Source organism: Shewanella sp. Koi 1 (assembly GCF_052907445.1).
Genome location: NZ_JBREJM010000001.1, coordinates 3,923,539 through 3,948,996, shown reverse-complemented (window position 1 = coordinate 3,948,996; position 25,458 = coordinate 3,923,539). Strand labels below are relative to the sequence as shown.

Here is a 25,458-nt window from a genome sequence, read left to right as displayed (position 1 = left end):
TTGACACGGTTAGGCTACGTAAATGAGAAACTACTTAGCTGTACTCGCTCTCCTTATATCTTTAGTTGGCCTACTTACTCACACTTGGATGTCATCGAACCGTATTGTTCCATAAACATCTTACGTATCTTCTGCGCTTTGACTGATTTAGAGCGTGAATACTCAGACATTAACCCCCGCAATTTTTTCAGTTCTTTCGTGACTACATCTTTCACTGCTTTATCATCAAGAGAAAGGAGCACACAATCTTTTAGCTGGCTTTGCATTTTGCGCCGTTCTTCCTTAGGTAGGCGTTGTAATGCAGACTTTAGTCCGTAAGCTGTAATAGCCATAAGCGTATGCGGGTGTAAAGTAGGTGATTTTTTTAATTTCAAGAAATCATACACTTGGATCCTTTTAAGATAACTGTGATGATTTATGAACTTATCTAGTTGCAACAATTTACAATTGGGTTTGAATTGGGACTCTATGCGTGTCTCAGGCTCGTCATTTGTGGGAAGGTTTTTAGCCCTACAATTTGCGGTACGATCATAAGCAGTTATGCGGCAACCACTTTTCTTATTACCTAATATAATCGTTCCAATACCACCATCTTTAGCGAAGAAGACTCCAGATGTCTGCGAGCTCGCGAAATTGACGCAAATGTTATTAATATCGACCATCAAATCAAGGGCTATATCAAGGGTTGTTACCTTCATATTCTCGCTGCTTAGTAGAAAATGGGCTGAGGCCGGTATAATCTTTTCGAGCCATAACCGCGCGAGATAATAGTGCTCTCTATTGAGTGGGAACCCTTTAAACTCAAACCGAATGAAAGGCCTATTCTGAGCGTAGGGACCCACTTGAATGAACAAATGGGGCTCTCCATTTACTGGTCTTACCCAATCAATCGGCTCTAGTAATGGCAACTTAACAGAATAGCGATAGCCCCCTAAAGACTTCATTACCTGAGGCTGAGCAAGCCCTTCATGACCGACAATAGCTTCAATTATGCTGAATAGGTTAAGCACAATGGTTTCACGGTGGTCTAAGTCTAAGCAGTGGCAGACAATCACCAATTTGTCGAACAGGACACTTTCAATGGATTTGGAGAGCTTATTCATCTTGAGCCTCCAGAATCGCTTTTGCTTCTAAAGTCATGACTGATATTTGCTGCTTCATCAAGAACTCAATAGCCTTTGCTAAAATAGCTTGATTTTTACCTGCATCCGTTTCAATAAACGCCTCGAAGATGGCTTTGCTACTTTTGCATTTCTCAGCCTTAAGATTGAACTGTTCAAGGAATTGGCGATGGCTTTTGCTTTGTTTGACTTTATCAGTGCTGGGTTGTTTAGCTTTAAATGATTGCTTAGTCGATGTCTTAGCCTTTGTATCAGAGTCTAAAGTTTCATCGTCGCTACCATCAAAATCTAGACTATAATCGTCTTGCTCAACGCTATCTTCTTCGACGCCATCATTTACATCCAAATCTAGGTCATCATTCGAATTAACTTCTTGGAGTAGGCCAAGCGAACGCATAGCGGCTTCAACTATCTTGCGGGTGTATTTACCCACGATAGTAATTTCCTCGCCGTGTACTTCTTCAATATGCATAACAACTTCTTCAATTTGATCGTTTGACAGGTCTTTCATTGGTAGCATTGAGTTGTCACTATAGAAGCCAATAGCATCCATCCCGTTAATTGCATACGCTACCTTTGCGGCCCAAACTTGTTTAAGCGCCACGTCATATGAGATGGTGAGATTGTCTTTGACGTAAGCTTTAAAGTCTGCACAACCAAGTTTTTTATAACCCTCATTTTTATAGATGATGAGTAGAGCTTGTTTAAGCTCGGTTTGCGAAGTTGTGACAATATTGCTTAACTGTTTAACGTGATCATTAGATAGTTCAAAATTACCTTCAAATGCGGATTTAAAATCGTGTTCATCGTTGAATAATGCTGATACCAACTTCGATTTTGCAAAAGACTGGCTCGAGATGTCATGATTGATAGCGCATTTTTGTACTACAACTAACGACGTTGATTTCACTTTCTTCGATTTCTTCGATTTCTTTTTAGCGTGTTTGGTTGCTGGTGCATTTGCATCATGAATTTGCTTACGTTGAATAGCCATTGTAAATCTCCTAATTAGAACTGTGTGTGTTCGGTGATTACCGATCTCTTGATTTACAGATTCGCTTTTTCATCACTGAAACAACTTTCTCTGCAATCACAGATCTATTTACAGATTTAAATGTGTAGCTATCTAAGTACTGCTATCTACTGCTGTTTCTACTCAACTGAAAGCTTTCAGTTTTAGACATGGTTAGTGTTAATGAATACAATCACTTTAGATAAGAATGTTCTAGAAATACCTTATTAGACAATGCTTTATTGGCAAGATATTTTATCGACGGACCGATGGTTTAGTGATTTCGCAGCAAGCAGAATAGGAATTGAATCGACGGGCCGACTAATTATATTTTTGTAGAATTTTATCATGATGTATTATCGACGGGACGATGTTTTAATGTAATGATTAAGTAAGGCCTCACTAGTCGGGTTTTACATGTAGGAGATCTTATGGCTTCAGGACGGGAGGTATCGTATCAATCCATTTCTGCTCATTTGGTAGAGTGGCTTAAAGCCCTTGAAGTAAACGATGAAAAGGTGCTTTACAAGAGATGCGAACAAATACTAGGCGAGTCTCGAAAGCTTACAAAAACTAAATTTAAAGAGTTTCGGGAGTGCATAGACAAAGTTAGTCAGCCAACTTGGGAAAATTTCCTAAGGCGATGTCGTGATAAAGAGTACGAAAAAACTCGGGGCAGAGTGACGGTTAAAAAATCTACAGTCGCAAAGTTGGACGAATTAAGAGACGAGCTCCGTTTAGATTCAAATGATGCCCTAATTCTTAAGCTAATTGAAACCTACGAAATTTCAAAAACATCAGTTAAAGTTCATAAACCTAAGCTGAAGCCTAAGAAGAAAACCTCTTTATCGAGTCGTTCGAATAATAAACGTCAAAAGATTACACCGGAAGAAGGTTTGAATTTCGTTTTCGATAAGTTGGATTAGTCTCTTTTCCGGTTGAAAGTAAATAAGAACATGGAGGACGACACATACACAGTAGCTGTACAAGCCAGATGTGATTCAGCAATGGTGAGCACCGTGCGCATCACTAAATAACTGTTCTTGATAGTGCAACATCTTGCCTGACCCATTTAGCGTAAGGTATTTATTAATCAGGCTCCACATCACTGAAGTGACAAAACTCAGCGTACGATGCGTACACCGTGTCCCTTGTTGAAGCTTACGAGTGAAGAGACCTACTATTCGGAACAGCTATTTAGCCCTACTTGCGCTAAGCCAAATCTATACTATCGTCATGTTGATAAATGGTATTTTGATTCTGCGCTAAGGATGGCTAGTCTATGGTTTTCAGACCTATACGTGTTCTCGTCGCAACAGCAGCGTTAACCATTTTCGGTTATGCTGCAATGTTCTTATACTCCCTAACTCAGCCTCAATGTATTGATGACTTGTCGGAGGTTTCCGAGGTTGTGTTGCTAAGAGCTAAGCAGGGTGACACTTCACCAATGCACATCAGTGCTACATTCGATAAAGAAAAGAACCAATGGTGTTATGTCGAGGTCGTTCAATAGATCTTGCTAGCTGCTATTCTGCGACTATAATATACTGTATATATTAACAGTGGTTCATTGCTATGCGTGTTATCCCTATTCCTGCCCGTGCTGGCATTACAGGTTTTGAGTCGCCTGCGGCTGAATACACTCAGCTAGGTCTAAGCTTAGATGAGCTATTGGTCGACCACCCAAGCTCAACTTTTATGGCTTATGCCCTAGGGGACTCGATGCAAGATGTCGGCATCTTTGATGGTGATATTCTCATTGTTGACCGCCACGAGATGGTGCGAAATGGCGATGTCATTGTAGCCAATTTAAATAGGGAGTTTGTCTGTAAAATCATTGATATCCCCCGCCGTTTACTGCTTTCCTCTAATCAGCAACACCAGCCTGTCATCATTCATGAATACGACGAGTTTAGTATTGAAGGCGTTATCACTCGTTCTATTCGTTGCCACCGTAAAAGTCCTGTATTGAGTAAAAAATTGAGTAAAAAGTAGATGTTTGCGCTAGTCGATGCCAACAGCTTTTACTGTAGCGCGGAACAAGTATTCCGGCCTGATTGGCGTGGTAAGCCTGTTGTTGTGCTAAGTAACAATGATGGGATGATTGTTGCGGCCAATAGGCAGGCTAAAGAGGCGGGTATTCAGAAGTTTGTGCCTTACTTTCAAGTCAAAGCACAATGTGCTGAGCGTGGTGTGATTGCGTGTTCATCTAATTATGAACTGTATGCTGACTTGTCTAGCAAGATGATGGATATCATTGGCCGCTTTGCGCCTGAGCAGCATGTCTACAGCATCGATGAAACCTTCCTGTCGTTTAAGAACTGCTATCCAGCAATAAAATGTCTTCATACTCAAGGTCAATTAATAAGACGGGCTGTATGGAAAGAAGCTCGCTTACCTGTTTGTGTGGGAATTGCGGAGACCCTGACCTTGGCAAAACTGGCTAACCATGCTGCTAAGAAGATTGAGGGTTATAAAGGCGTTTGTGTCATCGGCAATGACCAAGACCGAACCGCTATTCTAAAGCAGCTAGTAGTAGGTGATGTTTGGGGGATTGGGCGCAGGATTAGTGCAAAGCTTGAACTGATGAATATCCGTACTGCGTTTGACCTAGCAAACATGCCAGCAGGGCTAGCCCGTAAACAGTTCAGCATTGAAGTCGAGCGGACAGTACGAGAGCTTAACGGCCAAGCATGCAAGGTGTGGGATGAAGCGAGGGCTGATAAGAAGCAGATATTCTCGACAAGAAGCATGGGGGAGCGCATCACTGATTTTGAATCGTTACTCCAAGCACTGAGTAAGCATGTGGGGATTGCAGCGGCTAAAGCACGTAAGCAAGGCTCAGTCTGCAAGACGATGCTGCTATTTGCGAGTAACTCCCCCCATGATGAGCGGCCTGTTAGCTATAAAACCGTGGTGCACTTCCCTTGTCCGACGAACTGTACGATAGAGCTGACTAAAGCTGTCTGTGAAGCCGCACCCAAGCTATTTCGTGAAGGTGTACGCTATTACAAGATAGGCGTTGGTTTGATTGATTTAGCGAGCGAGAAACACAGCCAATTAGACTTGTTCAATCCACCGACTGTAAAGCCAGCGCTAATGCTTACGCTCGATCACATTAACCAACGCTATGGAAGTGATACTCTGTTTGTTGCAGCTCAAGGCATAGAGCAAAAATGGGCAATGCGGAGGGACTTATTGACGCCTCAATATACGACTAAGTGGCGAAGTATGCCGATCATTAAGTGCTAACGAGGAGATGCCCCAAAGCTTGCTAGCACTCGGGTAGAGAATAACAGGCTTTCAGAAAAAATTGCCCTACAGATTCTCATCTTTTGGCCTAATGTTAGACCCTACTGCATACCTAACAATGTGTGGGTTGAAGTAATATTCTTGCCATAGAACGAGCCAAAAAAGTTATTCTAACTTCTCATTTGTTTTTATTTGTATATATAAATATTTGAAAATAAATGCTTTACATTAAAACTGCAAAATTTACCACGCCAGATATTGGTTCGGTAAATCCATTCTATGTTTTTGCATGTGAACAAACGTTGTATTTTGTTCTGACTGGGTGTAACTTATTGCTATATTTAGAATAATTTACCCATAACTCGTTGTTGCCACTGTTTGTGATTTGGGATTAATGAGAAGTATGGGTAATACACAGATGGACCATCAAAAACAGTCTTGTTAAGGCAACTAAAGGAGTAGTTAGGTGACAAATTATCTTCATCAAAAACAGATAACGGAAAGCCGCAGCAGTGGTTTTTACATAAAAAATATTTTGCCAGTCACCATATTATTTATGTTGTCTGGGTGCGGAAACCCCTCTACCACAGCCGTCAAGGATTTATACATTGACGACGCCATGACAATGACGACATCACAGTTGCTGGACAACAGAAGAATATGCGAAGACGTTCAATGGAGCAACTTTGAAGATCGACACAAAAGAACAGTAGTTGAATATAAATGCACATTTATCAACACAGCTGATTTTTTGGCAAAAAAAAGAAACTCGTACCTAAACAGCCAAAATATGATATTGAATGAACGGATAAAAGACATAAGAGATAAGATCGTCGCCGATGAAGACGAGATAGCTAACTTAACAAATAATGGGGAAAAGATTACAGAAGATAAGCTCAAACAATACAATATTGCACCAGCGGAAACTTCAGATCACTTAACTAGATTAAGTTGGGCTATTGATCAACTTGACAAGCTAAAAAACAACTACAGCGATGACAGCTATATAAATTTTTTGCTTACACATGAGTTTCAGTCTTTATTGGGATTACCATATACTTCCCCCGAACATGCTGAGATGTTAGAATTTTTTAGCGATTCTATGCGCTCATTTAAAGCACAGGTTGGATGGATGCGGAGAAAAACTACAGCAGCAGAGCAAGAGAATTACAAAAGACAAAACGTAGATCGTTATCTTCAGGGTATGCGGCAGTACATGGATGAGCTTAATATTTACTTTAATAGTAAATTAGAAAGTGAAAATAAACGTATTCAAGAGTTAAAAGCAGCCCGCATCGCACGATTAGCTGCTGATAAAGCTATGATGCTCGAATCTATAGCCGAAGATATAGAAAATCTCAAGAAAAGGATTATATATCTTAATAAATCTATAGCTTCAACAGAAGAAGAGTTGGGTAATTTAAAGAAAAAGAGTGATGAGCTATACCCGAAGTACGAAAATATTATCGAAACATTCCAATGGATAGTGAACAAAGAAAATCAACCAACACCAGCCTATGGGGATATTGTCGCAATATCCTCTGACCAAAGTAAAAATAAAATGATAATCAAGCATCAGTATCCAGAGGAGGCTTTTATCGCTATTTCTAAAATAGACACTGACAATTATGAAGAATACGTTCAAATAATTTCAGCAGGAAACTTTTTAAACTTCATATATAACTGATTTTGAGCATAACCCTGTTATTTATCAATATAACATCGCAGGTACCAAGGAAACACTAGCCATAGCCAATAAGGCAATGTACTGGACGGGGATTCAGCTACGCTCAATCCTCGCCAGTGAGTTATGTCGTTAGCACTTAGAAATTTAATCTGAAACTCACATAGTAGAGCTAAAGTCCTAACGCTATTGTCCCAAAGTGAGCTTGTGAATCAGTCTCTCACAGACAGATTTACGCATAAAGCCCAGAGATCTCGTGTTCGTTGTGTGCTGACATGCTTCTGCACGCCTAAGCTAGTTAGAAGTCAGATATGAGTCAAAATCTGACTATTTATGCAGTTCTGTATGCATAAGTGAAGTCTATCGATAAAAACGAGCAATTCGCTTCGAAAACAGCTTAAATCTGCTCGAAAACACACGGTTTCTGCATGTTAAGATTTATTAAAATGCTGAAGTTGATTTTTAGATGACAAACTTATATTGCTTGTTGTAACCAAGTTGTTTAGCTACAACAAGCCCATTCTCGAGGGGTAAAGTGGAATTCGCTAAATCGAAACTGCTCCAGGTATCAATAGGCCATGTTTTGCAAGTTTATACTTGGTATTTAACTCACTCATTGTTAGTTTGAGCCCAATTGTACCTAGCAGAGGAATTAATTCATCAAGAAGCTTATATGTTGTAACGTATTCTAATATTAATGTGAATTCTCTATATCTATATTCTGGGTTGATATTTTGGTTCATTGAGATGGTGATTGCTATATTCAAATACGAGCACTCAGTTTTGTGAAACACATCGATCTCTTTCACGAAAATTAATGATTCGACTTTTTTACTGTGATGATCGAATAGTGGGGGATGCTGCATTACTTGGTTTGCAAGATGATGTTCTATACTTCTTTCGAATTTCCGTGTCCATTTCCATAGTTGATTTATATGGTTAAGCAGTATTTTTGAGTCGTCAGAGCAGTCAGTTTCTTCAGGTGATTTCACGGGAATTCCAATGTAATTATTGTCATACCACTCGTGAATTAAGTCACCAGTAAGTACTACATCTCCTCCACTAGGTTCTTCTAAATTAAGATAGCTCGGCCCTCCTAACCAAGTCGAAAGAATCGTATTTGGCAGTTTCTTAAGGTCGTTAATTACAATCGATGTATAGGCAAGCATAGTTATAATTTCATTAGAGGTCGGTCGCATTTTACTTATAAGGTATTTATATTCTCTATCCTCAAGTAAATATTCCAAATTGAATTTTTTAAACAGGGTTAATATTGATAAATCTTCTCCCTGAATTGAAATGATATGACCAATCTCTGCATCACCAAGTAAGAACTCATCAGAGTCATTCCAGTGGCGTTTTGTTGTTGCATGATTTCGAAGTAGTTCTCGTGAAATCATCAGAAAGCTATCATCTTCTAGCATATTTGAAATGACATAATCTTCAATAGTCGGTTCTAACCTGATGCTTCTATTTGGGATAACTATGCATCTGATACTATTGATATATCCTGCAAGCAACCTACTTGCCTGCAGATTAGAAATGTCATTAAAGAAGCTTTGTAGTGACAGTTCTTTAGGTAGAATTTTGCAGTTGCTTTTAAACACTCCTTTAGCTTGAGATGGTGACCCAAATTTCTCAATCAGTTGTAAAGCAGTATTTGTAGGCATTTGGCCCTTGCCATTTTTCCATTCGCTGATCCGAGAATCAGGAGTACTTAATTCAAGAGCTAGTGTTTTTTGGCTAGGACATCGTTGAATCGCATGAGTAATCAGTATTTGAGTGGTTACTCTAGATTGTTTGGTTGCATGTGGATCAAATTGCATTTTTCACTCCTTCGGTGACTAGAGTACTCATTAAAAATAATTTATAAATTAGTTTCAAAATTACAATTTACATAAACTTTGTAAAAATGCAGTAATTAATTACTGTGATTAATGGTTGATATCTAATGTGTTGTTTTATAAGGTTTAAATTTTTTAGTGTTAGAGATGGGTTTGGAAAATATAGAGGCGGAGAGTGGTATTGTTATGGGGAATGTGATTCAAAGATGCGTAGTGCATAAGTGTTGAATAGTTGTTGACTCACGTAGATAGCTACCAAAGCCGCTCAAATATGCATGTTAAGTTGTTAGAATGCAGAAGTTATCTAGTGAAGTGGTGGCGATTCAATTTTCTTATCGACTTACTCACGTTTTTCTACCCATCATCACAATTTTTAAGCCTTCGTATCTAATCCAACTCTTGATAATATAGAATTAGTATTTTCAAGATAGTTTTACTTTTAAACCACTTTTATATCGATGTATCTTTATAAAATCAACTTTTTAGGTAGCTGCTCTATGGTTACAAAGTTAAAGCAATTATTTGCCCTCTCGCTTTTTGCATTTAGTTTCATAGCTATGGGTAATGAACCCGCTATCCTAAAGGCTGACGTTAGCGTAGGGTTTGCTAAATGGGCATTCGAAGATAAAACGGTCTTACTCATTGGGGAATGCGACTATTCCCCGCCACAATTTAGCGATGTTGTGGCTAAAGCTTTTACTAGTTCTGATGACTGCGGGGCTGCTGGCGTCTTTGCGTATCCTTCAGGATCAAAAGTTTTAATCGATGGTGTAGAGTCTACGTTTATAGACCTAAGACCACTGATAGGCGATAAGGACTCCTTTCTTATTGAAATTGATGGGATAGAGCTCAATATCCAAGGCTTCCAAGCGGTATTATCGCAAGCTAACAAAGATTCTACTTTCTTTTATAACAGCGAGCTATCAAAAATAAGGATCGTGCTCTTCGTTGCTCTTACCATTGCTCTATTCCTAGCTTACGAGGTTGCTAAGTATGCATTAAGGAAAGCAAAGCAGTTAGCAAAGACTGCAAAGTATAAAGTGGTGCAAATTGGTGAGGCTAAAGAAGCCAAAAGGGTTGCTAGAATTGCTGAGGACGAGGCCATTAGGCAAATAGTCTTTAGTCAAGCTAAAAATGCAACAAGTGACGAGTTAGAAGTACTTAAAGAGCAAATTAAGGCAGCTTTAGATGCCAATGATACAAAAACCGCTTCAAACCTGATGAGAGTTTTAAGCACACAAAAGAATAAATAACTGTATGAAATTTGATTTAAAGGGGTTGTTTTCACTGATTGTAAGTACTTTGCGATGGGAACTAAAAAAGAGCACTTTGGAACATTTTGTAGGTCTATTCGGTCAGCATTAAGATTAACCTACTGAATATCTTTTAATTTCCGATTAACATTGATTTGTCGCAACTTGATGGGACTCATGCTCATAACTACTCATATCGCTACTATTCACTCGGTTTATGTTCATAAGTGAAGTCTATCGACTTAATCTAGCTATTGGCTTCGAAAACAACTAAAAATACGCGTCAACACGCGATTTCTGCGTGTTCAGTTATTAAAGTGCAAATGAGTCACTTTACGTGTTAACTGTTCGTATAGGTATAGGTAGCTTCTTTACTGCTTTAATCAATTTAGCGCCATTTTCTTTCAGAAATATTTGATTTATCTTGGTTGCACCCGTCGCAAAGAATCTGAAGATTAGTGATATCTGATTCAAGATCAGGTCTTAATGAGCGAGGTTTTATGTGATCTACGTGTAACACGGCTCCATTTTTGGGAGTCTTTCCACAACAGGCACAGTAGTTACCGTATAGTTCAAATGCTTTACGCCTTAATTGACGCCATTCAGTTGTTTGTAAAAAGTTTACTTCATTTGGCTGTTCAGAGAATGGTAATTCTGACCACTGCGATATTACTCTAGGTTCTGTAATACTTGGTCCAATCACAATTGCATAGTGTCCCTTACCAACGATTTCTTCTGACCTTAGCCACTTCCAAACAGCGCGAAGAGCCCCAATCTCAGTTTTATATTTTTTTGTTCGTCTAGAATCGTCATGGTAAGTTACTGAGAACATTATTTATTCCTTAATTCAACTACATTAGATTAACTCATAACATGATAGTGTATTCAATATAAGCATTGCGAGACCAAAATGCTGTCAATCAAGATCAATAATGAGTCAGACCTGAACGTAAATGAATGAAAAAGCTAAAATGAGAGCAAGTGATTACCCTCAAAACGTGATAAAAAACAGCTTTCGCAAAAAAGCAAACTCCTATAGCATAATTAATATCAATATAAATGGATTGTTTGCCACCAACTATATCTAGATATTTTTGCTTTATAGATAATGTTCAAATCCTTAGATGTTACGTTCTCAATTAATCAGCGAAATTTTATGAAGTACGACAAAGTAATCGACCGAATTCAAAGTGGAAATATGAGTCGTGCCGATCTCGTCAAGTTGAAACGGAACGCAGACGAAAAATATAGTAAAGGTGATTGTGATGCTAAGTATGTTATTGATGCGATTAATAATTCCACGCCAACTGATTCTTACATACTTTTTATGGGATTTTGTCCCGGAGCTGACTTCAATGAACGCCTTGATACCGAATGGAAAGAGAAAGGAATTTGTAGATTCGATTATCATGAAAGCGAGCATCAGGTAGAACGTTTCAACAGCATCTGTAAAGGCGATCTAGTTATCCTAAAGAAGAGAGAGCAATTTGGTAAGACCATGAAACTATACGGATTTGGTCGAGTGAGTGGAATCGCCTATGATAATGATCAAGTGCGATATCTCGAAATGGATTGGTCAGACCAAGAAGATACTATCGAAGTTCCTCTGATGGGGTGTAATTCCACTGTTGACATTAGAACTATTGAGGCAGTGGAAAGCGAAATGACAGAAGAGTTCTATACATGGCTAAAAACGTAACAGAGCGCTGTTGTTTGCTATATCACCGGAGGTCGAAGCATGCGCATGACTAGAATAGCAGAGATTATTTTTGAAACGGCAATCTCTGAGAATAAAGAACTTTCGGTTATTGCTAATCAAGGAATTTTTCATATGCCAGAGTTGGCATTTGCTTATCAATGCGGAAAAGCCATTTTAAAGGAGGCTCATACAATTTTTGATGGTCTAAGTGTTACTTGGATTAGAGAGGCAAACCTTGGTAATGGTGGCCCTACGGACCTAGTTTTTGAACTTGAAAATGGAGATACCTTAGCGATAGAGTTCAAACTTCGGGGTACTGCAACTGCTTACAAAAAAGATATAATTAAACTCTGTAAAATTACACAACCAAATACATCAAAGATATTTTGTGCATTAATTGATGTTTTTGATTTGAAATTGCCTGATGATGGAAGGCAATCTTATATCGAGTCAATGCTTGGATATAGGGTTACATCGTTATTAAAAAGATCATTCAAGACAAAACAAAATTGGTATCAATCGGAAACTTCTTGTGTTGTGGGGGTGTGGTCAGTTTCTTTGAATGAAACAGATTAATTAAATTGGGAGCTTTGTTGATGTTGTGAGCAAGTACCTTATTGAAGAAAGAGTCCAAATGAATCAGAGCTAAGATTTTGTGAAGATTTTGAAGCTCTGGAAAAATTTAGTTTGTCACTTCAAGCCCTTAGAAACATTCGAGCGAGCACACATGGAATTGAGTAAGCCACTGGATTTATTTTCTCTTGTTGCTGGAGATACCGTTTCAAAGAGAAATTTATTTGACCTAATTCAGTACTCTAAGGTTGAGTCCTCGCAGTATTGGTCGGGTTCTGAGTTTGCTATCTGGAATACACCTCAGCAAGGCATAAACTGGATTGGAAAATTACCATCCGTGAAAGCTGTAATTATAAAAACTCGTCCGGGATCATATGAAGAAGATGGTTGGTCTGGCGATAAAAAATCGATATTTCACTATTCATTTAAAGCAAGGAATGGGGAGGTTAATTTTCGGGAACAGGCCAACGATGTTCTTATACAGCAACCACTGCATCTTTATCCTATTCTCTTGTTCACAGAGTCAGAGGGCAAATGGCTTTACGAAGGTGATTTTTCTGTTGCAGAGATCGAAGAAAAATTCGTTGTACTTGCACGAAAAGGTTCATTTTTTGCACATGAGGTTAATGATTTGAGCGAGATCCTGTATCAAGAAGGCTCGCGTCGTTATGTTACCCATTTGATGGCAGAAAGAAGCAAGGCGGTAGTTTCTGCTGTAAAGAATGCTCGCTCATGGTTCTGCGAAATATGTTCATTGGATTTTCATAAAAAATATGGAGTTAAATATATTGAGGCACACCACAAGACTCCAATTTCTACTTACTCAGAAAAGTACGCCATCAAACCTCAAGATTTAGCGCTCCTTTGTCCTAACTGTCATAAGGCTGTTCATATACTCATGAAGGAAAGTAACATTGAATATAATGAAATAATCAAAATTCTGGCTTCAAAGGACTAATCTTGGCATGGTTGCCAGATTGGTTTTCCGCCTCGTTTCAAAATCGCTGCAAAGTTTATTTCGTGACACTGTAAGTCAGTACTATATGGAGCTAAAAATCGCCTAGTGAAGAAGTGGCGATTTAGTATAACTAAACGAATATATTCAACATAACTATCAAAAATATAACTTGTTGATGAGTTTGAATTTAATCTAGGTTAAGCTTAATCAATAGTATTTAAATGATAAGAGTTAAGCATGTTCGAGCAGCTCGCTGATGTATTCACATCAGCCGCATTCAAGTACCTTACAGCCGTCGATGCCAGTCCGGTGTCAAATCAGCACGAAATTGGTGGACTGGTTAAGGCTGGTATTGGCAAAGATTTGGGAACTCCTGATGATGGTAGCCAGATAAAAATTGCCGCGATGCTCGTCTACCTCACTGAGGAGGAAGGCGAGCCGATCATCTGTGAGGATACAGTTACTTGGTACGATACACGTTACCACGATCCTAACCGCTCCCCTGAGTGGAGGCTCTATTACAAATCTAACGATGTCAGTAATAGGTTTGAACCCGGCGATTTTTTCTTGATAGCAGTTACACGTGAAGGGACGCTGCTGATGATATTCTGTCCCCCTAGTAGCGATTATGAAGATCAAATCCGAACACTTTTCGGTGTGCGGGATACCAATACTAATGAGAGGGGACTAACTGGCGTGAAGGTCGATCAGCCCGGATTCACTCTCCCCATCAGGTTGATGTTCGCTCGGTACGGAATAGAAATCGGCTCCGAGGGTACAGACTATCTTGAGCTTATCATCGATAGGTTTGGCGCCGAATTTCCCAAAACCAAGGATTTCTCCAAATTTGCACGTGACCTATCAAGGGAGTTATCTCCGATCGATAACCCTGATATGACTCTCATAGAGTGGATGGAGACAGAAGAGTCTGCGTTCAGGCAGCTTGAGAAACACATCGTACAACAGAGATTGCGAGAAGGGTTTGGTGAGAATGGCGACGATGTTGACGAGTTCGTACGCTTTTCGCTTAGTGTCCAGAATCGAAGGAAATCACGGAGTGGACATGCTTTTGAGAACCATATCGAAACTATATTGCTTTCTAACGGCATTATGTTTGATCGTGGTGCCATAACAGAGGGGAGACAGAGGCCTGACTTTCTATTTCCCGGCAGTAGTAGCTATGCTGATAACAATTTCTCCGGGAATAATCTCCGTATTCTGGGGGCTAAGACTACCTGTAAGGACAGATGGAGGCAGGTGCTGGCTGAAGCAAAAAGAGTTCCGCGTAAGCATCTTATAACAATGGAACCAGCTATCAGCGAAGCCCAGACTCAGCAGATGGAAGAACTACAGCTGCAGCTCGTTGTACCTGAAGCAATTCAAGCGAGTTACCAACCGTCGCAGGCAGAATGGCTGATGTCATTCAAGGACTTTATAGACGAAATCAAAGGTATACAGCGTTAGTCGGAGCAAATGCCGCGTGAATACACAAATACAAGGGACGCAAACACCTGTCAGCAACGGTACAGTGCTTAGTCAACTAGATCTGAACAATAAAAGGATTCAGTTCGAACTCCTTAGCTACGACAAACACCAGACCCTAGAAGGACTACAAATAGAACCAATCGCGATGACTTACATAAAGCAACTCGAACAGCTAGGTCTCGAGGTGCCCAACGTTACGACAGTTATTGCTCTTCAAAAGGGATTAGGAAATGCTCGCTGTTTTTTCGTTTGGGATCGAAGTAACAGCCGGGTAAGTCAAGAGTATATTAGAACTCTCCAGAAACTTGCGCCTAAAACTACCTTTATCGTCGGCTTCAACGAGGAAAGCTACGACTTCTACTGCCACAAACCCGGCCAAGAAGAAAAGGTATTACCGCTTCAAACCTTCCTGCAACGAAAAAGAAGATGTACAACAATCCCTTTCCCCGCTATCCAACAGAATGTCAGAGATACAGAAAGACAGATGGCTGTTTTCTGGGGTAGATTACATGGAGCCTTTGAAACAAAAGACAATTTCAGGAACGAGGTGCTGCTTAATAGGGTAATGAAAAACTTCGTGATCCAGCCATTCTTCAGTTGGCTATGGGATCTCGATCGGATCATCCTTTATAGAAATCAGTTCTGGGAGATCGAACTAAAGCATAAGTTCCCCTTTAGACGCGGAGCGAAGGCCCCTCTCAAATTTGGTATCAATGTAGGCCAAGCGAAACTAGTTAGGGACTTAGGGAAGGCTGGCGTCCGCACTTTACACCTGATCTTAGTAAAACCTGAATGGAATAAAAACTCCGATCCTGGCTACATATTTAATCGCCGGGACATTCACCATAAAGTTCTGCTCATTGGCACCGAGTTGACCAAAGACAAGGCCGAAGCTCTGCTGAACCAAAAAGCACAAGAGAGCGATGAAACAACTAGTTTTACTGGTGCGACCAAGAATCACTTCCTTGAAATACCTGCAACCGATTTCCATGTACTAGGTAGCTACCAGACCCCGCCAGAAGAAGTAGCAGAGAATATAAAACTCTTACTGGAAGGAACCTCCCTTGAAAAGGTCACGGATAGTCTTTTAGACAGTTGCCGAATAGACAAATAGTCAATCTTTATATGCTTAGTACTGGATATCCATACAATATAAAAATACTCTCTGGGAATTTTGTGTGATAAACTTTACGGAAAACTCCCATAAAATATTGTTATGTTACATAAAGAAATACGAATAGGCGATCAGTTTGACAAACTGAGAATCGAAACGAATAGATTACAAAGCAATAAGTTACTTAAGCTACTTGTCGAGATTTATGATCAAAAAAATCTCGCTATTCAATTTCAAATGCTTGGCGGTGATTTCTCATCGGTGACAAGAGAAAAGCTTAATAAGTGGAAAGCCTCAGCAGAAGAGCATCCAATCATTTTCCACGAACGAGCGATAGCGCATCTTAGAGAAAACTTACTACCTCGTAAACCTACACATTGGGATAATCCTGATTTCACATTTATCGACTTATTTGCAGGTATCGGTGGAATAAGAAAAGGCTTTGAAGCCGCGGGTGGTAAGTGTGTGTTTACAAGTGAATATGATGCAAATGCTCGTAGAACCTACCTCGCAAACCATTTTGTAGACGATACCGAGTTACCTTACTTTCTAAACAGTGAGGAAGATGACCCCCATAGAAACAATACATTCATGGATATCACCAAAGTGACAAGAAGTGGTGATGATTCAGCAAGTGAAGAGGAAAGAAAGCATAGTATTCTTTCTCACATTCCAGAGCATGATGTGTTGTTAGCTGGTTTTCCTTGCCAACCTTTCTCAATTGCTGGTGTTTCTAAGAAAAACTCACTTGGTCGCGCACATGGCTTTGATTGTGACACGCAAGGGACATTGTTTTTCGATGTCGAACAAATACTTATAGTTAGACAGCCAAAATACTTCGTACTTGAAAATGTTAAGAATCTTAAAAGTCACGATAAGGGAAATACTTTTGCAACAATCATTCGTGCGTTAGATCGAGCTGGTTATTGGATTGCAGATATTAGTAATCAGCACAAGGACATTGAAGAGGCTATTAAATTCGTACGTCAGCGTAAGCCTGAGCCGACCATCATAGATGGAGCGATATATACGCCACAACACCGCGAACGTATCGTTTTAGTCGGCGTGAGAAAAGACATTTTAGCGGCTAAACCCGAACTCGCTAACTTAAGTTTGAAAGACATTGCTAAGCCTGAGCGTCGCTATACATTGTCAGACATTCTTCTCCCTCTTGATAAAGCTGAGCAAGCTAAATATACACTTACTCCAAATTTATGGAGCTACTTATATCACTATGCTCTTAAGCATCAAAGTAAAGGTAATGGTTTCGGTTTTGGATTAGTTGACCCTAAAAATGAACAAGCAGTGACTCGTACTCTATCTGCCCGCTATTACAAAGATGGTTCAGAAATTCTGGTCAACCAACATGGTTTACAGGATGAGTATCTTCAGAGCAGGAAAAAGTTTGCTATTCGCAAAAACCAAGATAGAGAACGGTTTGCTATAGAATTTGCAAATAAATGGAAGAATGATAATCCCAAGTCGACAACAAATGCCTTTAATGAACAGATTAAAGAAGGTGAGAAGATTTACGATGACAAGTTCGGTCGTTATGCTGAGGAGTTTGACTCCCTATACCGTACCCCTCGTCGTTTAACACCTCGTGAATGTGCGCGTTTAATGGGTTTTGAAAAGCCTGAATTCGATAGAGGCGAAGTGGATACGAATTTTAGAATTGTTTGTGCTGACACATCAGCGTACAAGCAATTTGGTAACTCTGTAGTTGTTCCTGTATTTAGTGGTGTGGCTGATTTGCTGAAAAGGTATTTATAGGGAGAGAAATGTAAAAGCCGTTTTCTAAGATGTATTAGTTCAGATTAGATTTGAGCTAGTACATCTTAGAAATAGAAGACGGTTCTAATATAGATCTCTTTAGTTAGTGTCTAAATAAACAATATCACAACCGTAATAAAGAAAGTGCTTTGTCTGTAGAGATTCATATAACAAGATTAGGAAGCATTTTTATTTCTTTATCTAAACTTTGATGAATGGCATCGTAATCTGCCATTATCTCGGTCTCAACCAGCTTTGCTCTCTCTTTTTCTTGGCCATAAATCAAATACATCATTTCTGGCATACCATAGCGCAGCAGCGTTAAAACGAGTGGCCAGCTAATAGATAAGGGGTTGCTGGTCACTGTCACTTTGCCTGCATTGATCACACCGGCCACCCCATGTGCAATCAGCAACTGGCGACGAAGTTGCGGATGCGCTGCATTGGGAAATGCCTCGGCCAGTGTCGCTCCCGCATTGAGCTTTCTCACCATAAAGCCAAGCCGAACAATCAATTCACTGATCGCCAATGGCACTGATGCCGCAATGAAATGACGCAGGTCATATCCACTGCGATACATCTGTCTTGCAACTTCTGCGATGGTGTAGCCTTGCTTTCCTATCGTTCCGAATTGAAAGAAAGAGAGAAGGGGCATCAGGGGGGCGGGCAGGCCTGCTGATGTTGCTACATCTGATGCCAGATGACCGCCAACTTTTCTGATGGCCTCCAAGAGCCTAATAATAAAATGCTCACCCTCCAGTAATGGCGCAGCAGTTTGTTGGACAATCACGTTGCCAAACTTATCAATGGCAGTAAATTCACCGCACAACACATCTTTGACCCCAAAAATGAAACCTAGGATGGGGTCATGTCCCAATGATTGGTAACGATGGATGCGAGGGCCCAATCCAGCAACCGCTTCTTCCAGACCTTTGCTAGTTGAGGGATCGAAAGAGACTTTGTACAACCCCTCAAGCTCTTTGATCTTGTCTGGTGGCAGAACTTCGCCAAAAAGTTCCTTGACCTTGTTGGATAGCCATCCCCCTTCCGAAGCAGGGCTACCCAAAAAAACCGGATGTGCGGGCACTTGGACAAGAAAGATATCGATAAGCCCGGAGAGGATGCCCGCAGAAACAGCCAGTGCAACATCGTATCGATCAAGGCTGCCGAGCCAACCTAGGTGCTCACCGAGTTTCTGATGTTTTGCCAATACAGCATCAATTTCCGCTGGCGTCAGTACATCATTAAAATCCACATTACAGGGTATCGCCTGTTTAGCCTCTGTGAGGATTTGTTCCCATGATTTTGTCCTAGCAGGGGGAATTACGTGCAAAGAGTTTGACGTGCTGGAGTCCTTTACTGGTAATGCCTTACCCAAGCGTCGGAGCAAGGCTTCACTGGAGTTGATCGCAGCATCGAGGCTATGATGCTGTTCATCATGTTCGGAGCCCAGTTGATCAAGCATTTGCTTGTGATGAACTGCAACCCTCAATCCATCGGTGAGGTAATCACCCTTGTCATTGCTCATCAGGCTGCCGCCTTCAAATCACCCTCAAGGTCAATGATGATTGACTGCAGGAGTGTGTTGAGTTTGGTCAAATAGTCTGCTCTTGCTTTGTTGTCGTCTGAGGATTTGCGCAGTTCAGAGATGATGGCATTCTGCTTTTTCATCGCTTCTTGCAACAACATCTCTTTCTTTTCTTTGAGCTTGCGTTTGTTCCATTGTGATACGAAAGCGTATGAGCCAATCCCCAGTATTACTGCTGGCGCGGCCAGTACTGCAACACCAGCAGCCATGCCTCCACCAATTAAGCCGCCTGCAGCAGCTAAACCTGAAGTAATACCAGCGGCAGACAGTCCCGTCACTCCACCGAAGTACAGCCCGGCAAAACCAATACCTGCACCTGCTGCGACACCACTCGCTGTTGCCAATACTTCCTTTATTTCGTCGTTGTCAGAGCCTGTTCTATTCTGATCACCCAGAGCTTTGTCAACCTCTTTTAATACCTTCTCAACAGGCGATAAGGCTTCTATATTCTTGTAGATAGCTTCCTTACTCATTGTGTTTCTCTATTTATATTCGGATGTTTTTGAATGGCTTTAGTTTATATAAGAATTATTGATGTCAATGTGAATAGTATTACACTATTAACAATTGTCTTGGAAAGTCATCGGAAATTGGTAAAGACATGTAAACCATTTATAACCAGGATATTAACATGGGTTATTTGATGTAATAGTTCCTCTGTTTGTGTGAATAAGCTGCGTTCGAGAGCAATCAAACGAGTAAACCTTGCCGTATGTGACTCATAGTCGGTTGTGCCTAAGGCAAAGATTTGGGAACATCCTGTCTATTGTTATGTGTAGGACTGACTATGAGTATTAAACTGGCAACAGCGGTAACGTTAAGGCAATTGCGCAATGAGGCTGGGTTAAGCCAAGAACAATTGGCAAGGCAATCTGGTATTGATCGCACCTACATTTCGGGAGTTGAACGCTCCGTTCGTAACATCACCCTTGATTCGCTTGAAGGGCTTATTGGTGCGCTAGGCGTGACTTCTGAAGAGTTTATCCGTAGGTTACATGATGAACTAATAAAACAGAGGTCATAGCTGCAAGTTTGAGTCACTTTCATAGGCTGCCAGCATTTCAGATAATACGTAGTACCAAAGTGACGGTGTTAAGCCAACTCATTAACTAACACAATCATAGAGTTATCATATTTTTTGTTTCCTTGAATAACTCTATTGGCTTCGGTCTCGGCAGCGTACCAAGCTTGCCCCAGCTCAGAATCAGGAGCTTGCTTGAAGGCCACATAACATTCAGCGGCGTCTAAATCGTTTTCCTCAAAGTAAAGAACCGCTAATTCTAATCCCTCCTGTGCCAGATAGTCTGGAACATCACCAACACCTTCCGCGCCCAGCTCAAATTTATTCATCATATTTTTCCTATACTTAATTTGGATTCAAATGCTTGCAATAGCCTGTGCGAAATTCATCGGGATTGTGTGCCCAAGATTAATGTGCCGTGGCTAATTGTCTCAGATACGCCGTTAATTCTGATGGGCTTTCAGTTGCCAATACCACTTCGCTCCCTTCGTCTGCGTATATTTCTGGCTCAGTATCTGTTCCTTCATTGGTGGCTGTCATTACGACATAGCGCTCTTGCCCAAGTTCGCGGCTATCAGGTTCTTCATAGTCGACCCAAAGGACTAGGTACTGGGAACCTGCTTTAAAAGTAAAGCTAGGGCAGACATCATTGTGCCAACTCTTATCAACCAACCAAGGGAATTCGGAATGGTCAAAGCCTAAATTAAAGCTTGCACCAAACTCGCGTTTATATAATGTCATTTTTAGCTCCTGAATTTGTAAGCTATGAATGTTAAGTGATTGAGGCCAAGTTAAATTCTGATGTGGTTTAGATACACCCAACTTTTTTATAGTGTGCTTCCCACTCTTTATACCTATTTTTCAATATTTTAAGAAGTCTATCACTGCGGTTTTTAATCGGCTTTTTGACCGTAACTTCACCGAGGTCAACACCAGACAATTCTTTACTGAACATCTTAGGGATTACATGGCTGTAGTGCTTTTCAATCATAGCTACACTGGTACCACATTGTTTAGCCAAGACTTCCATATTCACCCCCGCTAAGAGTTGCCAAGTGATATAGCTGTGGCGTAAAGAGTAAAGCGACCTATCACCATGTGGGGATTTCTTTAAACCTGCACTGATTAGCGCCTTTTCAAAGGTTTTCGTCAGCTCATTGGTTGTAGTGCCATCTGCTAATCGAAAGATCTTGTCAGTGGGTTTCCTGTTTGGGAATCGTTCGCGTAATGATTGTAAGCTCGACAGAACCTCTTCACGACACACAATCTCACGAGTCCCAGTATGCTTTATGGTTTTGCCTTTGGTGACGGTAATAAATAAATGAACGGCAGTGCCGTTGGTCCGGAAGCGGATATCGCCCCACGTTAAATTATCCATTTCAGTACCAGCCCTGATACCTGTGTAGACTGCAAATTCCATATAATCGATTAGCAATTCACGGATTTGTCTGGTCTTTTCTTTACGGCTGTTTTCCTCCAAGGCAACCACGGCATCAAAGGCTTTTTCATACTCTTCTGGTGTGAAGTGTGCGCGTCGTTGTGACTCAGCACCTTTAGTCGATAGGGACGGCACTTGAGCGGCTAGCATCCATTTCTGGTCTACCGCTTCTTTGAATACTAACTGCATGGCAGCATTGTGGTTCAGTAGCGTCGATTTTGCTGGCTCACGGCCGAATTGCTCTATTCGCCATTTATCAAATTCACGTAGCTTATCGCTGTCGATAGAGGTGATGTAAGTGCGGTCGAAAAAGGGGATATGGTACTTGCGGAGTACCTGAATGTAGGTTGTTAGCTTGTGCTTTTTTGGATTCTGTTTGTCTTTGTCTTTGTCTTTGTCTTTGTCTTTGTCTTTGTCTTTGTCTGTCTTATTTTTCTTTTCGGTATCGATTTTGATAATAACTTTCATGGCACTAATGGCTTTTTCTGCTACATCGCGAAAACGTTTGGAGCTAACAAAAAGGCCACGTTCCTGCAATATCCCAAATTCCATTTGTAGGCGGTGAGCCATGGCTATGGCTTTCTCTTTTTCCTTTTGCTTTGTGGCTTTGGCAATCCACTTGCCAGCAACTTTAATCCGCGCGTACCAACGCTCGCTATTGTCCTGCTTATAGACGTATAATTCGTCTGAGATATCGTGTCGTTCGAGTTGTTTGCTCATGGTCAGTGTCTGAGATGTTTTTGCAAAGAATTTGCAAAGTTGATATTAGCACAAGCTAATTTTTGATAACTTACTGAAAAATAATACCTAAAAATTTGAGTTTTGATAAGAAATAAAACACTATCTTTTCAAAATCCGCCGCCCTTAAAAGCGTGACGGTTCGAGTCCGTCCTCTGGTACCATCCCTTCAAAGGGATTAAAACCGACCTAGAGTCGGTTTTTTTGTGTCTGAATTTTGCGCTAAATATTCCACTCAGTGGGACTCAGCAATATCCATTTGCGTCATAGTCACGCCTTTGATTTGGGCATAGATATTTTTGCCGGGAGTTAGTTGTAACTCGTTACAAGCCCATGGGGTGATGTTGGCCCACAGTTCGTCTTTACCTAGGGCAATTTTAAGCTGAATTTGCTCGCCATTATCGCTGGGGTAGAGCTCTTTTATTTTTCCTTTGAGTAAGTTACGGATACTCGAGCCTTTAGGCTCCTCAGTGCAAACCGAAACATGGTTCGCTTGAATGCGCACCTTTAACTGTTTATGGGTGGGCGGCAATTGGCCGCTGACCCAGAGCTGATTGCCGTCATCCATCAACAGTCTGGTCATTGGATAATCAGGATGTCTGTCGGAGATTCTGGCGCTCAGCAGCGAACTTAATTCCTGCAATGGTACCCAGGGGCGCATTTGTTCACTATTCCATACCTGTGTTAGCGGTCCTTGGGCGATCATTTTTCCTTGATGCAACACCAACATATGGTCGGCAAGTTGTAGGATTTCATCCAAGCTGTGGCTCACATAGACGATTGGTAGCTTCAATTCCTGCGCTAGGGTTTGTAGGTAAGGCAGCAATTCGCGTTTTCGGGGTAAATCGAGGGAAGCTAAGGGCTCGTCCATCAATAGCATTTGCGGCGAGATGAGTAGGGCTCGGCCAATGGCGACCCGTTGTTTTTCACCGCCAGACAGTGTGCTGGGATAGCGGCTTAAAAGTTTTTCTATACCCAGTAGCGAGACCACTTTGTCGAACAATTCAGGTGCTTTATAGCGCATTCCATAGGTGAGATTGCCCTTCACACTGTAATGGGGAAATAATCTCGCTTCTTGAAAGACATAGCCAATTCGGCGTTTTTCAGGGGGCAGATTAACGGTTTTATGCTTGAACAATAGTGTATCGCCCAAGCTAATCTCGCCTTTGTCTGGCGTGGTTAATCCGCCGAGTAAATTCACTAAGGAGGTTTTGCCCGCTCCTGAGCGGCCGAATACGGCGGTGACGCCCTGTAAAGGTAACTGGGTGTTCACCTTAAGTTGTAGTTGGCCGAGTTGTTTTTCAATATTGATGTTTAACATACACTTGCCGTTCTTTTGAGGGCTTTTTTCGTGAGCCATTGGGAGGCGAGCAAAGAAGCCAGGGCTATTACTATCGAGATGATACACAGGCGCATTGCCTGATATTCCGCTCCCGGTGTTTCGATAAAGGAATACATGGCCAGCGGAATGGTGCGAGTTTCGCCGGGAATATTAGAGACGAAGGTAATTGTCGAGCCAAATTCCCCTAGGCTGCGGGCAAAGGCGATGATCATCCCTGAGACTATGCCGGGCGAGGTGAGCGGCAGGGTGATGGTCAAAAATACCCGCCAGCGGCTGCTTCCCAAGGTGCGCGCCGCCTGTTCGAGGCGAATATCAACGGTTTCGAAGGATTGACGTATGGCTCTGACCATCAGAGGAAAGGAGACCACTGCGGCGGCGAGTGCCGCACCTCGCCAGCTAAAGCTAAAACTTATGCCAAACCAGTTATAGAGCCACTGCCCGATTACGCCCTGACGCCCCATACTGATGAGCAGCAGGTAACCCACCACCACTGGTGGTAACACCAGCGGGAGATGCAGGAGACTGTCGAAGACAGCCTTACCGGGGAACTCTACGCGCGCCAGCAACCAAGCGCATAAAATGCCTAAGGGTAAACTGGCGAGCACGGCAACCGCCGAGACTTTGAGACTCAGCAGCAGCGCGGCGGTTTCGTATTCGCTGAGCAGTGGCCCGTCAAACAGCGAGCCACTTACTAAAACATCACTCAGCACTAGTTCACTCCAAAGCCATATTTTTCAAATACTGCTTTTGCACTTGAGCTTTGAAGGTATTGATTAAAGTCTTTAGCGCTGGCGGTGGATTCCTGCTTTGTTAAGGCGCTGGGATATTCAATCGGGCTATAGCTGGTGGCGGGGAAGGTTGCCACAATTTTAATCTTTTGTGCCACTTTGGCATCGGTCGAGTACACGATACCGAGGGGTGCTTCGCCCTGTTCTACCAATGCTAAAGCGGCGCGGACATTGTTTGCTCTTGCAAGAAGTGGCTCTGCGGTTTTCCAAAGGTTCAGGTTTTCAAGCGCTTGCTTGGCGTATTGTCCGGCTGGGACATGATCTGGGTCGCCCACCGCTAAGCGGCTGCCATTGACCGCGGCCTTAATATCCCAATCGCTGTTTAGGGTGACTTGGTCTACTGGGCTATTCTTTTCGGCAATCAGCACTAAGGTATTTTTTAACAGGGTAATGCGGCTATTGGCATTGACCGCCTTGGCCTCGACGAGGTAATCCATCCATTTTTGGTTGGCGGAGATAAACAGATCGGCGGGCGCACCATTAGCGATTTGTTTGGCGAGTGTTGAGGAGGAGGCGAAGGAGAAAATCACTTTCGTTTGATGTTCCTTTTCGTACTGCTGGCCAATCTCATTAAGCGCATTCGTGAGGGATGCGGCGGCAAAAACAGTCACTTGTTCTTGGTCTGCGGCAAAGCTGATGCTGCAACTGAGGGCTAAGCCAACGACTGAGGCTGTGGTAAAGCGTAAAAAGTGTTTGAGCGAGCTCATGGTGTTCCTCCGTGATAAAAAGTGATCGTTATATACCAATCTATATATCGATCATTCAAGTCCCGATG

At 41.6% G+C, this 25,458-nt stretch carries 24 protein-coding genes; 12 read left to right on the top strand and 12 right to left on the bottom strand.

The annotated features are described in order from the left end of the window. Window positions 1–74: 74 nt before the first annotated feature. A complete protein-coding gene (locus tag ACUZ8J_RS17415) occupies window positions 75–1,103 on the bottom strand; it encodes a hypothetical protein (protein WP_025007867.1) in 1,029 nt (342 codons plus the stop codon). Further along, window positions 1,096–2,115 carry a hypothetical protein gene (locus ACUZ8J_RS17410; protein ID WP_446694489.1) on the bottom strand — a complete coding sequence of 340 codons (1,020 nt, stop codon included), beginning with the start codon at window positions 2,113–2,115 and terminating at the stop codon, window positions 1,096–1,098. Before ACUZ8J_RS17410 ends, ACUZ8J_RS17415 begins: the two co-directional genes overlap by 8 nt. A 449-nt stretch (window positions 2,116–2,564) precedes the next feature. Between ACUZ8J_RS17410 and ACUZ8J_RS17405 the strand changes: the two genes are divergently transcribed. From ACUZ8J_RS17405 to ACUZ8J_RS17390, 4 genes are all read left to right on the top strand, one after another. Next, complete coding sequence (locus ACUZ8J_RS17405) at window positions 2,565–3,059, top strand: hypothetical protein (protein ID WP_446694488.1); 495 nt, start codon at window positions 2,565–2,567, stop codon at window positions 3,057–3,059. Between the two features lie 649 nt (window positions 3,060–3,708). After that, entirely contained in the window at window positions 3,709–4,128 is a 420-nt protein-coding gene (locus tag ACUZ8J_RS17400) for a LexA family protein (protein WP_037425205.1), read from the top strand. Continuing rightward, window positions 4,129–5,385 carry a Y-family DNA polymerase gene (locus tag ACUZ8J_RS17395; RefSeq protein WP_446694487.1) on the top strand — a complete coding sequence of 419 codons (1,257 nt, stop codon included), beginning with the start codon at window positions 4,129–4,131 and terminating at the stop codon, window positions 5,383–5,385. A gap of 466 nt (window positions 5,386–5,851) precedes the next feature. After that, window positions 5,852–7,072 carry a hypothetical protein gene (locus tag ACUZ8J_RS17390; protein ID WP_446694486.1) on the top strand — a complete coding sequence of 407 codons (1,221 nt, stop codon included), beginning with the start codon at window positions 5,852–5,854 and terminating at the stop codon, window positions 7,070–7,072. 542 nt (window positions 7,073–7,614) lie between these two features. Here the strand turns inward: ACUZ8J_RS17390 and ACUZ8J_RS17385 are convergent. Further along, on the bottom strand, window positions 7,615–8,895 hold the full coding sequence (locus tag ACUZ8J_RS17385; RefSeq protein ID WP_446694485.1) for a hypothetical protein: 1,281 nt from the start codon (window positions 8,893–8,895) through the stop codon (window positions 7,615–7,617). Between the two features lie 515 nt (window positions 8,896–9,410). Between ACUZ8J_RS17385 and ACUZ8J_RS17380 the strand changes: the two genes are divergently transcribed. Next, entirely contained in the window at window positions 9,411–10,166 is a 756-nt protein-coding gene (locus tag ACUZ8J_RS17380; RefSeq protein ID WP_446694484.1) for a hypothetical protein, read from the top strand. 388 nt (window positions 10,167–10,554) lie between these two features. On the opposite strand, the gene ACUZ8J_RS17375 is transcribed toward ACUZ8J_RS17380, so the two are convergent. Further along, window positions 10,555–10,998, bottom strand: coding sequence for an HNH endonuclease (locus ACUZ8J_RS17375; RefSeq protein ID WP_446694483.1), 444 nt, complete (start codon window positions 10,996–10,998; stop codon window positions 10,555–10,557). A gap of 324 nt (window positions 10,999–11,322) precedes the next feature. Between ACUZ8J_RS17375 and ACUZ8J_RS17370 the strand changes: the two genes are divergently transcribed. From ACUZ8J_RS17370 to dcm, 6 genes are all read left to right on the top strand, one after another. Continuing rightward, window positions 11,323–11,865, top strand: a complete 543-nt coding sequence (locus tag ACUZ8J_RS17370) for a hypothetical protein (protein ID WP_446694482.1) — start codon at window positions 11,323–11,325, stop codon at window positions 11,863–11,865. Between the two features lie 39 nt (window positions 11,866–11,904). Then, a complete protein-coding gene (locus ACUZ8J_RS17365; RefSeq protein WP_446694481.1) occupies window positions 11,905–12,441 on the top strand; it encodes a hypothetical protein in 537 nt (178 codons plus the stop codon). Window positions 12,442–12,592: 151 nt separating this feature from the next. Next, window positions 12,593–13,396: an HNH endonuclease gene (locus tag ACUZ8J_RS17360; protein WP_446694480.1), complete on the top strand. Its 804-nt coding sequence runs from the start codon at window positions 12,593–12,595 to the stop codon at window positions 13,394–13,396. A gap of 237 nt (window positions 13,397–13,633) precedes the next feature. Continuing rightward, a complete protein-coding gene (locus ACUZ8J_RS17355) occupies window positions 13,634–14,860 on the top strand; it encodes a type II restriction endonuclease (RefSeq protein WP_446694479.1) in 1,227 nt (408 codons plus the stop codon). Between the two features lie 16 nt (window positions 14,861–14,876). Beyond that, complete coding sequence (locus ACUZ8J_RS17350) at window positions 14,877–15,995, top strand: hypothetical protein (protein WP_446694478.1); 1,119 nt, start codon at window positions 14,877–14,879, stop codon at window positions 15,993–15,995. A gap of 102 nt (window positions 15,996–16,097) precedes the next feature. Next, window positions 16,098–17,768, top strand: a complete 1,671-nt coding sequence (gene dcm, locus ACUZ8J_RS17345) for a DNA (cytosine-5-)-methyltransferase (protein WP_446694477.1) — start codon at window positions 16,098–16,100, stop codon at window positions 17,766–17,768. 163 nt (window positions 17,769–17,931) lie between these two features. On the opposite strand, the gene ACUZ8J_RS17340 is transcribed toward dcm, so the two are convergent. Both ACUZ8J_RS17340 and ACUZ8J_RS17335 read right to left on the bottom strand, forming a co-directional pair. Then, on the bottom strand, window positions 17,932–19,296 hold the full coding sequence (locus ACUZ8J_RS17340) for a hypothetical protein (RefSeq protein ID WP_446694476.1): 1,365 nt from the start codon (window positions 19,294–19,296) through the stop codon (window positions 17,932–17,934). Then, entirely contained in the window at window positions 19,296–19,829 is a 534-nt protein-coding gene (locus tag ACUZ8J_RS17335) for a hypothetical protein (protein WP_374923420.1), read from the bottom strand. The genes ACUZ8J_RS17340 and ACUZ8J_RS17335 overlap by 1 nt, the downstream gene beginning before the upstream one ends. Before the next feature lie 314 nt (window positions 19,830–20,143). On the opposite strand from ACUZ8J_RS17335, the gene ACUZ8J_RS17330 reads away from it, so the two are divergent. Then, window positions 20,144–20,380, top strand: coding sequence for a helix-turn-helix domain-containing protein (locus ACUZ8J_RS17330; RefSeq protein ID WP_446694475.1), 237 nt, complete (start codon window positions 20,144–20,146; stop codon window positions 20,378–20,380). Between the two features lie 68 nt (window positions 20,381–20,448). Here ACUZ8J_RS17330 and ACUZ8J_RS17325 read toward each other — a convergent pair whose 3' ends face one another. From ACUZ8J_RS17325 to modA, 6 genes are all read right to left on the bottom strand, one after another. Next, window positions 20,449–20,709, bottom strand: coding sequence for a hypothetical protein (locus ACUZ8J_RS17325; RefSeq protein ID WP_446694474.1), 261 nt, complete (start codon window positions 20,707–20,709; stop codon window positions 20,449–20,451). Window positions 20,710–20,785: 76 nt separating this feature from the next. After that, window positions 20,786–21,118: a hypothetical protein gene (locus ACUZ8J_RS17320; RefSeq protein ID WP_446694473.1), complete on the bottom strand. Its 333-nt coding sequence runs from the start codon at window positions 21,116–21,118 to the stop codon at window positions 20,786–20,788. A gap of 67 nt (window positions 21,119–21,185) precedes the next feature. Further along, on the bottom strand, window positions 21,186–22,535 hold the full coding sequence (locus ACUZ8J_RS17315) for a tyrosine-type recombinase/integrase (protein WP_446694472.1): 1,350 nt from the start codon (window positions 22,533–22,535) through the stop codon (window positions 21,186–21,188). A gap of 253 nt (window positions 22,536–22,788) precedes the next feature. After that, on the bottom strand, window positions 22,789–23,874 hold the full coding sequence (gene modC / locus ACUZ8J_RS17310) for a molybdenum ABC transporter ATP-binding protein ModC (RefSeq protein ID WP_282678082.1): 1,086 nt from the start codon (window positions 23,872–23,874) through the stop codon (window positions 22,789–22,791). After that, the gene (modB, locus tag ACUZ8J_RS17305; RefSeq protein WP_446694471.1) at window positions 23,868–24,605 is read right to left on the bottom strand and encodes a molybdate ABC transporter permease subunit; all 738 of its coding nucleotides are present in this window, start codon (window positions 24,603–24,605) and stop codon (window positions 23,868–23,870) included. Before modB ends, modC begins: the two co-directional genes overlap by 7 nt. After that, the gene (gene modA, locus ACUZ8J_RS17300) at window positions 24,605–25,390 is read right to left on the bottom strand and encodes a molybdate ABC transporter substrate-binding protein (protein WP_330081999.1); all 786 of its coding nucleotides are present in this window, start codon (window positions 25,388–25,390) and stop codon (window positions 24,605–24,607) included. Before modA ends, modB begins: the two co-directional genes overlap by 1 nt. Window positions 25,391–25,458 lie beyond the last annotated feature (68 nt).